Source organism: Nocardia sp. NPDC058114 (assembly GCF_042884695.1).
Classification (GTDB): Bacteria; Actinomycetota; Actinomycetes; order Mycobacteriales; family Mycobacteriaceae; genus Nocardia.
In genome coordinates this window covers 569,317-583,506 of sequence record NZ_JBHVTK010000004.1, presented here as the reverse complement: position 1 = coordinate 583,506, position 14,190 = coordinate 569,317, and the positions used below count along the sequence as shown (strand labels likewise).

Sequence of the window (14,190 nt, the reverse complement as noted above, 5' to 3'; positions counted from 1 at the left end):
TTCGGCTGCCGAGCTCAGCAGTGTGCCGACAGCTTTCATCAGGCTGGCCGACGCGGGTGACGTGTACGTGTCGTGGCGATGGGCCGACGACGCGTTGGCGCGCGGCGTAGCGGTACTGCCCCGAGACCACGTGCGCGAGACACTGCGATTGCTGACCGACGCGGTACCCGACCCCGCGCGACCCGACGATCTGCGCCGGGTCATGACCGAGGGTGCACTGGTCGATCCCGACGCGGAAAGTGCACTGGCGCAGGCTTTGTCACGCACCCTGCTGCCCTATGGGCTCGCCGTGCAGCTGTACGAACTGTCGCAGCGGGGGATTCGGCCGCATCTGCGGATCCAGCCTTCACCCAGGCTGGCGCAGGTGCCGTGGGAGATCCTCGCCCCCGATGCGGGAATCCGGCTGCTGGACATCGCCGATATCAGCCTGCTCGCACCGGTCTCGGTGGTGCACGCGCCGGATCGAATCGCGCACCGCTGGAACGACACTCGCGAGTTACCCGTGGTCGCGGTACTCGATCCGCGCGTGCCGGGGTTTCGCGCCGACTCCGAACTCGGCTCGGTACTCGGCAGGCCGTCGGCGGAAACCCTGGTGGCACAACACTTCGGCCGCTACGGAGAGCGCGTGGTTCCCCGTGTCGACGACGCGGTGGAACTGTTCCGCCGCGCCGACACCGACCGCGACTGGTTGTCCGAGGCGCTGCGGGCGGGCGCGAGCCGACTCGTCTACGTCGGCCATGTCACCGCTCCCGCACCGGAATCGGGACGCAGCGAACACGCCGAGCTCCACCTCAGCTGCACCGCCGACACCCGGGGCTTCGCGGCGACGAACCGCACCCATCGCCCGCTCTCGGCGAAAGACCTCCTCCTCGGCACCCATACGCTCGACTCCACCCCCGTCCCCGGACGTGACCGGTGGCCGATGCCGAGCCGCGTCGCCCTCATCGCCTGCGAAAGCGGCGGCGATCTGCGTTTCACCGAGGCCCTCGGCCTCACCACCGCGGCCCTCTCGGCGGGCGCCGAACTCGTCACCGCCACCCGCTGGCCGCTGCCCACCGACCATGCCTTCCACACTCTCACCCCCACCACGGGCCACCCGCTGCAAGCCGCGGTCTGCGCCGTGGACACCGCTCACGATTCCTCCACACCCGTCCCCACCCTGCTGACCTGGCAGCGATCACAGTTGTCCGCATGGCGGGACGCTCCGGCGGCCGAGAACTCGCCCCTGCTCTGGGCCGCCTTCGCCACCGTCACCGACTGACCGGCTATTCGGGCAGTCCCAAACCCGCGGCCAGCACCGGCCACGACCGATAGAAGGCATCACGCCAATAGCCCCAGGAGTGCGTGCCGCTCGCCTGACGGTCGAAGGTGGCGGGAATCCCCAACTCGTCCAGCCGGGACTCGAGGTTACGGGTGCACCAGTTGACCGCGGCCTCGATGATCCCGCCGACGACGAGCTGGTTGGCCAGGCCGAACGGCGTCGGATTCATCATGTACGGGTCGTCGATGCGGTCGTGCGGGCCCGGCAGGCCGGAGGCATCCGAGACGAACAGCCTGGTGCCGCGCAACTTCTCGGCGTGGACGACCGGATCGTTGGCGACCCAGGCCGGGTCGTCGTCGGCACCGTACATATTGCCGACGTCACCGCCGCCGTAGGTCTCCACGACCAGCTTGGTGAACTGCTTGCCGATCGGGTCCGAGATCTGCGCGCAGCCGCTGTAGCCGGCGACGGACTGGTAGAAACCCGGTTTGGCCTCGGCCAATTGCAGGACGGCCGTCGCGGTCATCGAGTTGGCGGCGATGGCGTTGACGCCGTTGGTGCCCAGTGCCGCGTCGACCAGCGGCGGGAGTTCGTCGAGGAGGAAGGTGCGCCATTTGTTACGGCCGAGCGCGGGGTCGTCTTGCTGCCAGTCGGTGTAGTACGCCCAGGCGCCGCCGATCGGCATCACCACGTTGACGTCCTTGGTGGCGAGGAAATCGCCGACATCGGTGTTCTGCCACCAGGTCGCGCGGTCCTCGCCGCCCCCGGCGCCGTTGAGGAGGTAGAGCGCCGGGCGCGGCACAGAGGCGTCTTTCGGACGCTGCACCTTCACGGTGATGCCCTTGTTCATCGCGGCGGAGAAGACCAGCATGGTCAGATTTCGATCATCGACCCTGCTCGAGATGATGTTCGAGCCGTTCGCGGTGGTCGGGGTCGCGAGGAGCTTCTTGGCTTCGACGATCGGATCGCGCCCGTCGGCCAGGCCGTTGCCCGCGCCGAAGGTGGCCGCGCACGCGGCCAGCACGCTGCCGACGACACCGAAAGCCATTGTGCGCCTGATTGTTCTGCCCATCTACCGAGAATCCCCATCCGTGAATCGGCAGGCATGACGCAGGCCGCAGGCACAGACATTATCCGGGGAACCGATCGATCGTCGAGCCAGAGGTAATACGGGCAGCCGACCCCGCCGGGGCGGGGTCGGCCCGGTGGTCAGTGATCGTCGTAATGGTCCGCGTGGGCGGCGTGGCGGTGGCCGTCGTGGATGTAGTCGACGTGGTCGCCGTGCGGGACGGCGACATGACCACAACCGGGGCCGTGTTCGTGGGTGTGGGCGGTGTGCTCGACGTGTGCTGTGGTCTCGCACTCGTCGAAGTGGCCGTCGTGTTCGCGGTGCAGGTGCCCGTCATGGACGTAGTCGACGTGGTCCTCGTGCGGAACGGCGACGTGGCCGCAAGTGGGGCCGTGGACATGGGTGTGCTGCGGGTGTTCGGCGTGCGTGGTGGTCATCGGCTCTCTCTTTCCGGTTTCCCGGAACGCGGTCCGGTACTGATCGAATGGAGCTCCAAGCACTTCCGACATTAGCAGTTGCGCATGCGTTGCTGCGAGGCCCCTTACCTGGTCAGAGGACCTGATCGAGGAAGCGGCGCAGGCGTGGGGTCTTGGCGTCGTCGAACAGGGCGTCGGGGGTGCCGGTCTCCACGACGACGCCCTGATCCATGAACACGACGCTGTCGGAGACCTCGCGGGCGAACCCCATCTCGTGGGTCACCACGATCATCGACATGCCGCCCGAGGCGAGGTCGGCCATCAGCGCCAGCACGCCCTTCACCAGCTCGGGGTCCAGCGCCGAGGTGGCCTCGTCGAAGAACATCAGCTCCGGTTTCATGGCCAGCGCGCGGGCGATGGCGACGCGCTGCTGCTGGCCGCCCGACAGCGAAGCGGGCCGGGCGTCGGCCTTGTCGGCCAGGCCGACGATCTCGAGCTGTTCGATCGCCAGCGCGCGGGCCTCGTCGGCGGACAGGCCGCGCAGTTTGCGGGGGCCGAGCACGATGTTGTCGGCGACGGTCTTGTGGGGGAACAGGTTGAACTGCTGGAAGACCATGCCGATGCGCTGGCGCAGCTTGTCGGGGTCGTCCTTCAGCACCGACTTGCCGTCGAGCAGCACATCGCCGGAATCGGGTTCGTGCAGGCGGTTGAGCACACGCAGCAGCGTCGACTTGCCCGAGCCGGACGGGCCGATGACGGTGGTGGCGTGGCCCGCCTCGACGTGGATGTCGACACCGCGCAGGATGTGGTTGTTGCCGAGCGTCAGATTGAGCCCGGTGCCGGTCAGCGATGCACTCATGCCTCCACCTCGCTGGCGCTCGGTTCCGCCATGACTGCATATGCAGCTGTGCTGGTCTGCCGCTCGCTACGCTCGCTCATGCGCCTCGCCCTTCTGTGATGACTGCCTGTTCGATCGGGTCGGCGGGAGTGGGCCTGCCGGTGCGCATGCGCTGGTCGATGTAGTTGACCAGGTGGGTGAGCGGGATGGTGAGCACCAGATACATCAGGCCCGCCGCGACCAGCGGGGACAGATTGCCGGTCTGGGCGTTGAGGTCGCGGCCGACGGCGAACAGTTCGCGCTGCGAGGCGAGCAGGCCGAGGAAATAGATCAGCGACGAGTCCTTGATCAGCGCGATGAACTGGTTCATCAGCGCGGGCAGCACCCGGCGCACACCCTGCGGGATCACCACCAGCGTCATCGACTGGCGGTACCCGAAGCCGATCGCGCGCGCGGCTTCGAGCTGACCGGGCTCCACCGACTGGATACCGGAGCGGAAGATCTCGCCGATATAGGCCGACGAGAGCAGCGCCAGCGCCACCGCGCCGAGCCAGTACGGGTTGCCGCCGGTGATATTGCGGACCACCGGGCCGATGCCGAGACCGATGAGCAGGATGATCACCACGGCGGGCAGGCCACGGAAGATGTCGGTGTAGACGCGGGCGGGCCAGCGCAACCAGCGGGTGCGGGAAATGCCCATCACCGCGAGCAACATGCCGATCGCGGTGCCGAGGACACCCGAGACCAAGGCCAGGATCAGGGTATTCGGCAGACCGGTCTTGATCAGATCGGGAAAAGCCTTGCGGTACAACGACCAGTCGAAGAACGTGTCCTTCAACTGTTGCAGCGTCGACTTCTGCGCGACCTGTTCGGTCTCGCCCGGCTGGTTCTCGGCCGCGAGCGCTTTGAAGTCCGGAAGCTGGGGTGTGGGAGCCGCTTTGGAGCCCGGCTTCCACCCCGGCGGGAGTTCACGGGGCACCCAATCGGCGTACAGACGGGCATAGGTGCCGTCCGCGATCACCGCGTCCAAGCCGGAGTTGAGCGCGTCGATCAGCGGCTGGTTGTTCTTGGCCACCGCGTAGCCGACGAAGTTGTCGAGGCTGAAGGTGTTCTGCGAGACCACGATTCCGTCGCCCGGTTTGATCGCGCCCTCGGCCTGCGCCGACGGTGCGACCCAGGCGTCGACCTGGCCGGACTTCAGATTCGCGTAGGCGGTGTTGTAGTCGGGGAACTTCACCGGATCCAGCTTCAGCTGGTTCACCACGAACTCGTCCTGCACGGTCCCCTGCACCACGGCGATGCGCGAGCTCTGGTTCAGGTCACCGAAGCCTTTCACCGCGCTGCCCTGCGGAACGACCAGGGAGAAGTAGCCGAAGTCGTAACCGTTGGTGAAGCCGACCAGTTCGCGGCGGGCATCGGTGGTGGTGATGTTGGACGAGCCGACATCGAAACGCTTGCCCGATACCTGGGCGAGCAGGCCCGCGAACTCGGTGCCGGAGAACTCGACGCGCAGACCGAGTTTCGCGCCGATCGCGGTCAGGAGTTCGTTGTCGAAGCCGGTGAAGGCGCCCTCGCTGTTGACACAGATGCTGGGCGGCGCGTCGGACAGGGTGCCGACGCTCAGGGTGCCCGGGTTGAGCAGGCCGAGCTTCGTGGTGTCGATCGAGTCGACCGGCGCCGTTGTCGCGGTGGTGTAGCGATCGGCGCCCGCGGTTTCGCCCGCGGCCAGATTGGTCGGCGCGGCAGCGGCGGCGCTCGGTCCCGGCGGCGAACAGAGGTCACGCGCGGAGCTGCTCTCGGAGCCGCCGCAACCGGTCGCCGCGACGCCGACGAGGAGCAAGAGGGCAGCGATCCGCGCCCGAGTTCGTACACCTGCCATGCCGATAGACCCTAGCCGCAACCTTGCACAGCGAAGGTTACGCAGCGCTGCGGCTCACGGTGTCGATCCACGGCGACAGCCGGTCGAGGCCCGGAAGCGGGTTCGCCGCAGCGTGATCGAAACTACGCGAGGCCCTCCAGGACGGCCGGGTTCGTCTCGTCACGCCATTCGATGGCGCGCCGGACTTCGGTGAGGTCGTAGCCGGGGCCGGAAACACCCACGGTGAACAGGGTGACGCCCGCATCGTGCAGCGCCTTCGCCTCGTCGCGACCCTGCCACTGCACCGAACGCTCGATCCGCGACTCGTCGGTACCGACGACGGCCGCGTGCTCGGCCAGCACTTTGTTCTTGTGGCCGAGAGTCGCCACGTCGGCGAAGGAGTGCCAGATGTCGGCGTACTCGGCGACCAGGCGCAGCGTCTTGCGCTCACCACCGCCGCCGATCAGGATCGGGATGTCGCGGACCGGCGGCGGGTTCAGCTTCCCGAGCCTGGCGGTGATGCGCGCCATGCTCTCCTTCAACAAGGTCAGCCTGCTGCCCGGCGTACCGAACTCGTAGCCGTACTCGTCGTAGTCACGCTCGAACCAGCCCGCGCCGATGCCGAGGATCAGCCTGCCGCCGCTGATGTTGTCCACCGTGCGCGCCATATCCGCGAGCAGGTCGGGATTACGGTAGCCGCCGCCGGTGACCAGCGCGCCGAGCTCGACCCGCTCGGTCTGCTCCGCCCACGCGCCGAGCATCGTCCAGCATTCGAAATGCGCGCCCGCCGGGTCGCCGGTGAGCGGGAAGAAGTGATCCCAGTTGAAGACAATGTCGACTCCGGCGTCCTCGGCCCGCAACACGGCATCGCGAATGAGCCCGTAATCAGGCGCGTGCTGCGGTTGAAGCTGGACTCCGATACGGACCGGACGACTCATCTCGCTGGCTCCTCGATGGCTCGGGTTGGCACCGCGACCGAGGCTACCCGGCACCGTTGTGGGCCGCTACGATCCCAGCGACCCACTACTCGGATCGTCCGGCACGTTCCTGCCGGGATGGGATGTTGATCTACGCATGGCTACCGTCACTTTCGACCGCGCTACCCGGCTCTACGCCGGTGCCACCAAACCCGCGGTCGACGCACTCGACCTGGAGATCGCCGACGGCGAATTCCTCGTACTCGTCGGACCCTCCGGGTGTGGCAAATCGACTTCGCTGCGCATGCTGGCCGGCCTCGAAGAGGTCAACGCCGGGTGCATCCGGATCGGCGACAAAGACGTGACCAACGCCGAACCCAAGGATCGCGATATCGCGATGGTGTTCCAGAACTACGCGCTCTACCCACACATGTCGGTCGCGGAGAACATGGGCTTCGCGCTGAAGCTGGCCAAGGTGTCCAAGGCCGAGCGCGACGAGCGGGTGCTCGAGGCAGCCAAGCTCCTCGACCTCGAGCAGTACCTCGACCGTAAGCCGAAGGCGCTCTCGGGCGGACAGCGGCAGCGCGTGGCGATGGGGCGCGCGATCGTGCGGCAGCCGCGGGTGTTCCTGATGGACGAGCCGCTGTCGAACCTCGACGCGAAGCTGCGCGTGCAGACCCGGACCCAGATCGCCCAGTTGCAGCGCCGGCTCGGCACCACCACCGTCTACGTCACGCACGACCAGGTCGAGGCGATGACGATGGGCGACCGGGTGGCGGTCCTCAAGGACGGCCTGCTCCAGCAGTGCGCCTCGCCGCGCGACCTCTACCGCGATCCGGCGAACATGTTCGTCGCCGGGTTCATGGGTTCGCCCGCGATGAACCTGTTCACCCTCCCCGTCACCGACGGGGCCGTCACCATCGGTGGCTACCCGGTACGGGTGCCGCGCGCGGTGGCCGACGCGGGAGAGGGCTCCGTGGTCCTCGGCATCCGCCCCGAACATCTCGAGGTCGGCGACGGCGGCCTCGAATTGGAGGTCGACGTCGTGGAGGAGCTGGGCTCCGACGCCTACGTCTACGGTCGCGCCCTCTCGGCGGGCGCCGGCGGGCAGACCGGGGAAACGATTGTGGCGCGCGTGGATTGGCGCAACCCGCCGTCCAAGGGCGATCGCCTCTGCCTGACCACCGACCCCGAACACGTGTACTTCTTCAGCGTGGACGGCAAGCGCCTGCGCTGATTCGGATGCGCGGGCGGCTCGTGACTCGAGTCGCCCGCGCACGATTGCGCTGTGCGCGTAGATGCTCGGCTCGATTCCGGTGCGGCCCTATGCTGATGCTCGGACCCGGTGATCGCCGGGCGGGTTTGTCGACATGGGGTAGTGACATGCGCATAGCAGTACTCGGCACCGGCCAGGTCGGTCGACGGCTGGCGAGCAAGCTGGTCGAGGTCGGGCACACGGTGACGATGGGGTCGCGGACCGCCGACAATGCCGACGCCACCGCGTGGGCAGCCGAAACCGGCGGGGCGCACGGCACTTTCGCCGAGGCGGCGGCAGCGGCCGAACTGATCGTGAATGCGACATCGGGCACGGTATCGGTAGCGGCGCTCACCGCGGCCGGGTCGGACAATCTCGCGGACAAGATCATCGTCGACGTCTCCAACGCACTCGACTTCTCGCAGGGCTTTCCGCCGAAACTCGTTGTCCCCGAGGCGGGCAGCGTCGCCGAGGAAATCCAGCGGGCCTTTCCGGCCACCCGCGTGGTGAAGACGCTCAACACCACCAACAACCAGGTGATGGTCGACCCGGCCCGAATTCCCGGACAGCACACCATCTTTCTCAGCGGTGACGACGCCGATGCCAAGTCGCAGGTGGCGCGGCTGCTGAACTCCTTCGGCTGGGCCGACGAACAGCTGATCGACCTCGGCGCGCTCAACACGGCCCGCAGCACCGAGCCGGTCGTCCTGCTGTGGGTCAGCTTGTTCCAGGCCCTCGGCACGGAGGACGTGACGATCGGCGTGTTCAGCGCCTAGCTGTCCGGGTTCTTCCTTCGGCGTTCGGCGCGGTCGCGGAGGTAGTCCTCGTTGACTCGGACCGCCAGGCGTTCCAGGGGGATCTCGGTGCCGTCGGAGGTGCGCAGGTCGACGCGGACCGGTTCGCCGGTTTCCGCGTCTACCCGCAGCAGGGGTGGCGGGCCCGGCTGGAGGTAGGCGTCGCCCCATTGCCAGAGGGCCACGACCGCGGGGAGCAGGTCCCGGCCCATCTGGGTGAGGGCGTATTCGTGCCGGGTGCGCTTGCCTTCCTCCTGGTAGGGGCGTTTTTCCAGGAGGCCGGCGGCGGTGAGTTTGCGGAGTTGGGCCGCCGCGGCGGCGTCGGTGATGCCCACTCGGTGGGCGAAGCCGTCGAAGCGGCGGGTGCCGTAGTAGGCCTCGCGCAGGATGAGCATCGCGGAGCGGGTGCCGATGAGGTCCATGGCTCTGGCGATCGAACAGCCCGCCGTTTCCCATTTACTGAGATCGGCCAGGGGTCCTTCCATCACGGCTGCCATGAGAGACATCATAGCCAATCTGACTTGAGTCGATGATAGTTAGGATCTAAGCTGGCTATTGTCAGATAGAGCCAGCGTTGGCGAAAGAGGACTTCCATGCGAGACGCGGTCATCGTCGAAGCGGTACGCACCCCGATCGGGCGGGGCAAGCCGAACGGCGCACTTCACGACGTTCATCCGGTCGATCTGCTGGCCCACAGCCTGCGGGCGGTGGTCGAGCGCAGCGGGATCGATCCGGCGCTCATCGACGATGTGATCGGCGGCATCGTCACCCAGGTCGGGGAGCAGGGATCGAATATGACCCGGCGGGCCGCGCTGGCCGCCGGATATCCGGAATCCGTGCCCGCCACGACAGTGGACCGGCAGTGCGGCAGCAGTCAGCAGGCGATTCACTTTGCCGCACAGGGGGTTATCGCGGGCGCGTACGACATCGTGGTCGCCGCCGGCGTGGAATCGATGGGGCGAGTTCCCATGGGCGCCAACCTGGTCGGCGCCACCGACCTGTCGGGCATCGCCTTCTCGCAGCGTTATCCCGAGGACCTCGTCCCACAGGGAATCAGCGCCGAACTCATCGCGGCGAAATGGGGTCTGACGCGAACCCAGCTCGACGAATTCGCTCTCGGCAGTCATGAAAAGGCCGCTCGGGCAACCAAAGACGGACTCTTCACCGCGGAACTCGCACCGATCAACGGGCTGACCACGGATGAGGGAATCCGGGTCGGCAGCACCATCGACACCCTCGCGAAACTGAAGCCCGCCTACTACGACCCCGCGATGGCGACGCGGTTCCCGCAGATCGGCTGGGAGATCACCGCCGCCTCCGCCAGCCAGGTCAGCGACGGGAGTTCCGCCGTTCTGATCATGTCCGGCGAACGCGCCGAGCAGCTCGGCCTGCGGCCGCTGGCCCGCCTGCACAGCTTCTCGGTCGCGGGCGACGACCCGTTGCTGATGCTCACCGCGGTCATTCCGGCCACCGAGAAGGTGCTGCGCCGGGCTGGTCTGGACATCGGCGACATCGACCTGTTCGAGATCAACGAGGCATTCTCGCCGGTTGTGCTGGCGTGGGCGAAAGAGACCGGGGTGGACATGAGCCGGGTCAACGTGCACGGTGGGGCGATCGCGCTCGGGCATCCGCTGGGCGCTTCCGGGGCGCGGTTGATGACCACGCTGGTCCACACGATGCAGCAGCGTGGAGCGCGCTATGGGCTGCAGACCATGTGCGAAGCGGGTGGCCTGGCCAACGCCACCATCATCGAACGCCTGTGACACCGGACGGCGGCGCTCACCGTGAGCGCCGCCGTTCGTCTCGACCCGCGTAGCGAGATCTACGATCGGTCGGGTGAGCACCGAACTGTTTGTCTATGCGATTCCGTTGCGGACACGGTTTCGGGGGATCACTGTGCGCGAGGGGATGTTGATCCGGGGCGAATTGGGGTGGGGCGAGTTCTGCCCGTTTCCCGAATACGACGATCGCGAAGCGGCCGGGTGGTTGGCTACCGCCGTCGAACAGGTGACAGTGGGGTGGCCGGCCCCGGTGCGTGATCGGATTCCGGTGAATTGCACTGTGCCCGCGGTGGATCCCACCCGAGCCCGCCGAATTGTTCGGGAATCCGGTTGCGCGACCGCGAAAGTGAAAGTGGCGGATCACCCCGACTCGCTGAGCGAGGATGTGGCTCGGGTGGCCGCGGTACGCGAAGCGATCGGGGAATCCGGGGCCGTTCGGATCGACGCGAACGCGGTGTGGGACGTGGAAACCGCCGTCCGCCATATCGGAGAGATCGACAAAGCCGCCGGGGGTTTGGAATACGTAGAACAGCCGTGCCGGACCGTGGCGGAATTGGCCGAGGTGCGTCGGCGGGTTTCGGTGCCGATCGCGGCCGACGAGTCGATTCGCCGGGCCGAGGACCCGATGCGGGTGGCGGTGGCCGGCGCCGCTGACGTGGCGGTACTCAAGTGCACGCCGCTGGGTGGGGTCCGGCGGGCATTGGCGGTCGCCGGGGCGGCCGGGCTGCCGACCGTCGTCTCGTCGGCGCTCGAGACCAGCGTCGGCCTGTCGGCGCAGCTGGCGTTGGCGGGCGCGCTGCCCGAGCTCGAATTCGCCTGTGGATTGGGCACTCTCGCACTGTTCGACGGTGATCTCGTCACAGCGTCGTTGCTGCCGGTCGACGGATGGTTGCCGGTCCCGGCCTCGCCACCGGAGCCCGACCCCACATTGCTGGACAAATACCGACACCCCGATCCAGACCGTGCCGACTGGTGGCTGCGACGCTACGAGCGAGTCAGCGCCTTGCTCGAAGACCGCTGAGCGAGCAAATCCCTAGCCGAACCGAACACCGCATCCGGCGAAAGTGGCCCGGATCAGCAATGCGGCCTCCGGGCCGATCACACCGTCCACCAATTCGATATAGCGGCTACAGAATTCGGGTCCGTGTGGCGCCTGCGCCGAATCGGGTGCCAGGTGGTGGGCGAGTTCATGCAGGACCACCAGTTCGCGAAGCGCCCACGCGGTAGAGCCGGTGTGCAGCGGGACGGCGAGGACGGCGCTCTCCGGCTCGTAGTGAGCAGCCGCGGCACCACCCCGGGCCCGGACCCTGATCGATACTGTGGCTCGCTCCCATTGCGCACGAACCCAATTCAGTGCCAGCACCTTGTCCGCATAGCTCTGTACCGACTCCACGGAGGCGAAGCGGCGCTCCACCGGCAACGTCAGTTGCGAGCCGTAGACCTCGACCGTCCGGTGGCCGAACTCGTCGGCACGATCGAATACCCCACGCACCAACTGCTCACCGTCATAGACCTTGGCACGCTGGCTGTCGCGCTGCGGCCGTGGCGAACTACCCGGCGCCACAGCCCTGCCCGCCGCTCCCCATCGGGAACGCACCGCCGAGCGGGCCGCCGACGGTCCGGCGGAATGCCGACAGCCCGGTCGATCTCATCGGCCCGACAGCTTTCCGCGTGCGGCAGGCAGTTCCGGTGAGGTGCCGAGGCGGGCGGTACGGCCCGCTCGGTCGCCCGCGCGACGAGCCGCGGCGGAGTGCCCGGTGGAGGTCTGCGGCCCACGCCAGGTTCCGCGCGCCTCGGAGGTGGCCGTGTAGAAGTCCGTGAGGGCTACTTCTTTGTCCCGCAATGCCAGGGCGGTCCCCGTCGATTCGACCACCGATTCCTCGGCGACGACTTCGGCTTTCACCTCGGCCAACCGCGCACCGATGCGGGCGGCGAAGGCCATCTGGAAGTTCAGCCGCGCGGTGACTCCCGCGACCGGTGCCTCCACCTTGCGGCGGACAGAACGGCCGAGACGCTTCTCGGTGACGACCTTGACCACTGTCGCCTCGCGGTAGGCGCCGGATTTGATGTAGTGGTCCGACGCGCGGACCATCTGGATGAGCAGACTCGCGTAGAGCGCTTCGCAGGTGTCGATGTCGGCGGCGAAACCGTAGGCGTAGACCTGGGCGGAAGTACGGGCGACATCGCAGCGAACGTCGTTGGCCGTAGCGATCGCCACGAACAGCTGGACGTAGGTACGCAGACCTTTTCGGCCCGGTTCGCCGATCGGGATGATCCGCTGCACCGGCGCCGACCTGCGCTCGCGCGAGGCCACATGTGAGCGCGCCACCGCGAGATCGATCGAGGATTTCGTCGCCAGTCGCTGCGCCGCGGCGAGGAAGGCCTCGGCCTCGTGCGCGTTGTCAGTGGACTCGGCCTTGCGCAGCAAACCGCCGATGCGGGTGAGCATCCGATCGGGCGTAGCGGCCGGCGAGGGACTTGTCACAAGCAATGACCCTAAGCCACCACACTGACAGAAAAACTGTGCAAGTCTGTGCCCGTTCTCGGCAGCCTCGATCCGGACCGACCGAAGGGTGCGACGACGGAGTGCCCGTAGGAAGGGAAGATCGAGGCCTCCCAGGCCGAGAACACGCGGCGCCCGCGCCGCCGAGAATCCTGTATGTTGCCTGTTGCACCGCACGGTGTGCTGCTGCTCACGTCTTGACCCTGGAGTGTCTGCGATGGCCTTGAAGTTTGTCCCCAGAGCGACGATGGCTGCTGCCTCGATCGCGTTGCTCACCGCGACGTTCGCCAGCGGTTGTTCCAGTGACGACGGGGGCAACGCACTCGACCAGAACCTGACGGGCCGCGGCCCGATCACCTACGTCGAGGGCAAGGACACCACCGAAACCGGTGTGGTCAAGCAGCTCATCGACCGCTGGAACGCCGCGCACCCGAACGAGCAGGTGACGTTCAAGGAGCAGTCGGCCGACGGCACCCAGCAGCACGACGACCTAGCCGAGCACTTCCGCGCCAAGCAGGACGGCTACGACGTGGTCGCCCTCGACGTGCCGAACACCGCCGAATTCGCGGCCAAGGGCTGGATCCAGCCGCTCGAGGACAGCTTCGCGATCGACACCGCGCCGCTGCTCGCGCCGACCGTGGCCAGCGCCACCTACAACGGCAAGCTGTACGCGGCGCCGAAGAACACCAACGGCGGTCTGCTGTACTACCGCAAGGACCTGGTGCCCAACCCGCCCAAGACCTGGACCGAGATGCTCGGCCAGTGCCAGGTGGCCCGCGACAACAACATCGGCTGCTACGCCGGTCAACTCGCCCCCTACGAGGGCCTGACCGTGAACACCTCCGAGGTCATCAACGCCTTCGGCGGCAGCTTCGTCGGCGCCGACGGCAAGACCCCCACCGTGAACAGCCCGGAGTCGAAGGCGGGCCTGAAGGTCCTCGTCGACGCCTACAAGAACGGTGACATCCCCAAGGAAGCCATCACCTTCAAGGAAGGCGAGAGCGCCAGCGCGTTCGAGTCGGGCAAGCTGCTGTTCCTGCGCAACTGGCCCTACCTCTTCGCCCAGGCCTCCGCCGAGGGCTCCGCGGTGAAGGACAAGTTCGGCGTCGCCCCGCTGCCGGGCAACACCGGCGTCGGCGCCTCCACCCTCGGCGGCTACAACGCCGCGATCAGCGCGTTCTCCAAGAACAAGGCCACCGCCGCCGACTTCGTTCGCTACCTGATCAGCGAAGAGGCGCAGCAGATCATCGCCTCGGGCTCGCTGCCCTCGGTGCGCTCCTCGCTCTACGACGACCCGGCCCTGATCGCGAAGATGCCGTACCTGCCCACGCTGAAGGAATCCATCGCCAGCGCCGTGCCGCGTCCGGTGACCCCGTTCTATCCCGCGGTGTCGAAGGCCATCCAGGACAACGCCTATGCTGCCCTCAACGGCACGAAGTCCGTCGACGACGCGGTCGCCGGCATGCAAAAGGGCATCGAGACCGCCGGTTCGTAGCGG

General features: G+C 67.5%; 14 protein-coding genes. 6 read left to right on the top strand and 8 right to left on the bottom strand.

The annotated features are described in order from the left end of the window. The first annotated feature begins 22 nt into the window (after window positions 1–22). Window positions 23–1,261: a CHAT domain-containing protein gene (locus tag ACFVVI_RS18750; RefSeq protein ID WP_387446104.1), complete on the top strand. Its 1,239-nt coding sequence runs from the start codon at window positions 23–25 to the stop codon at window positions 1,259–1,261. A 4-nt stretch (window positions 1,262–1,265) separates the two neighbouring features. Here the strand turns inward: ACFVVI_RS18750 and ACFVVI_RS18745 are convergent, their stop codons facing one another. From ACFVVI_RS18745 to ACFVVI_RS18725, 5 genes are all read right to left on the bottom strand, one after another. After that, window positions 1,266–2,333, bottom strand: coding sequence for an alpha/beta hydrolase (locus tag ACFVVI_RS18745; protein WP_387446103.1), 1,068 nt, complete (start codon window positions 2,331–2,333; stop codon window positions 1,266–1,268). Between the two features lie 137 nt (window positions 2,334–2,470). Continuing rightward, the gene (locus tag ACFVVI_RS18740; RefSeq protein WP_378989247.1) at window positions 2,471–2,767 is read right to left on the bottom strand and encodes a hypothetical protein; all 297 of its coding nucleotides are present in this window, start codon (window positions 2,765–2,767) and stop codon (window positions 2,471–2,473) included. 112 nt (window positions 2,768–2,879) lie between these two features. After that, window positions 2,880–3,605 (bottom strand): amino acid ABC transporter ATP-binding protein, encoded by a 726-nt coding sequence (locus ACFVVI_RS18735; RefSeq protein ID WP_387446102.1) that lies wholly within the window; start codon window positions 3,603–3,605, stop codon window positions 2,880–2,882. A gap of 76 nt (window positions 3,606–3,681) precedes the next feature. Then, entirely contained in the window at window positions 3,682–5,463 is a 1,782-nt protein-coding gene (locus tag ACFVVI_RS18730) for an ABC transporter substrate-binding protein/permease (protein WP_378989248.1), read from the bottom strand. A gap of 122 nt (window positions 5,464–5,585) precedes the next feature. Next, window positions 5,586–6,380, bottom strand: a complete 795-nt coding sequence (locus ACFVVI_RS18725; protein ID WP_387446101.1) for an LLM class F420-dependent oxidoreductase — start codon at window positions 6,378–6,380, stop codon at window positions 5,586–5,588. A gap of 136 nt (window positions 6,381–6,516) precedes the next feature. On the opposite strand from ACFVVI_RS18725, the gene ACFVVI_RS18720 reads away from it, so the two are divergent. Then, complete coding sequence (locus ACFVVI_RS18720; protein WP_379314159.1) at window positions 6,517–7,596, top strand: ABC transporter ATP-binding protein; 1,080 nt, start codon at window positions 6,517–6,519, stop codon at window positions 7,594–7,596. Between the two features lie 146 nt (window positions 7,597–7,742). Then, the gene (locus ACFVVI_RS18715) at window positions 7,743–8,390 is read left to right on the top strand and encodes an NADPH-dependent F420 reductase (RefSeq protein WP_378989251.1); all 648 of its coding nucleotides are present in this window, start codon (window positions 7,743–7,745) and stop codon (window positions 8,388–8,390) included. Here the strand turns inward: ACFVVI_RS18715 and ACFVVI_RS18710 are convergent. Further along, entirely contained in the window at window positions 8,387–8,917 is a 531-nt protein-coding gene (locus ACFVVI_RS18710; protein WP_378989252.1) for a winged helix-turn-helix transcriptional regulator, read from the bottom strand. The genes ACFVVI_RS18715 and ACFVVI_RS18710 overlap by 4 nt on opposite strands. A gap of 84 nt (window positions 8,918–9,001) precedes the next feature. Between ACFVVI_RS18710 and ACFVVI_RS18705 the strand changes: the two genes are divergently transcribed. Together ACFVVI_RS18705 and ACFVVI_RS18700 are read left to right on the top strand one after the other, a co-directional pair. Beyond that, window positions 9,002–10,171: a thiolase family protein gene (locus ACFVVI_RS18705; protein ID WP_387446100.1), complete on the top strand. Its 1,170-nt coding sequence runs from the start codon at window positions 9,002–9,004 to the stop codon at window positions 10,169–10,171. A 73-nt stretch (window positions 10,172–10,244) separates the two neighbouring features. Continuing rightward, window positions 10,245–11,210 (top strand): o-succinylbenzoate synthase, encoded by a 966-nt coding sequence (locus ACFVVI_RS18700; RefSeq protein WP_387446099.1) that lies wholly within the window; start codon window positions 10,245–10,247, stop codon window positions 11,208–11,210. Between the two features lie 12 nt (window positions 11,211–11,222). Here ACFVVI_RS18700 and ACFVVI_RS18695 read toward each other — a convergent pair whose 3' ends face one another. Together ACFVVI_RS18695 and ACFVVI_RS18690 are read right to left on the bottom strand one after the other, a co-directional pair. After that, entirely contained in the window at window positions 11,223–11,753 is a 531-nt protein-coding gene (locus ACFVVI_RS18695) for a TIGR04338 family metallohydrolase (RefSeq protein ID WP_387446098.1), read from the bottom strand. Between the two features lie 84 nt (window positions 11,754–11,837). Then, the gene (locus ACFVVI_RS18690) at window positions 11,838–12,638 is read right to left on the bottom strand and encodes a DUF2786 domain-containing protein (protein ID WP_379314161.1); all 801 of its coding nucleotides are present in this window, start codon (window positions 12,636–12,638) and stop codon (window positions 11,838–11,840) included. Between the two features lie 271 nt (window positions 12,639–12,909). On the opposite strand from ACFVVI_RS18690, the gene ACFVVI_RS18685 reads away from it, so the two are divergent. Next, on the top strand, window positions 12,910–14,187 hold the full coding sequence (locus tag ACFVVI_RS18685) for an ABC transporter substrate-binding protein (RefSeq protein WP_056823877.1): 1,278 nt from the start codon (window positions 12,910–12,912) through the stop codon (window positions 14,185–14,187). Window positions 14,188–14,190 lie beyond the last annotated feature (3 nt).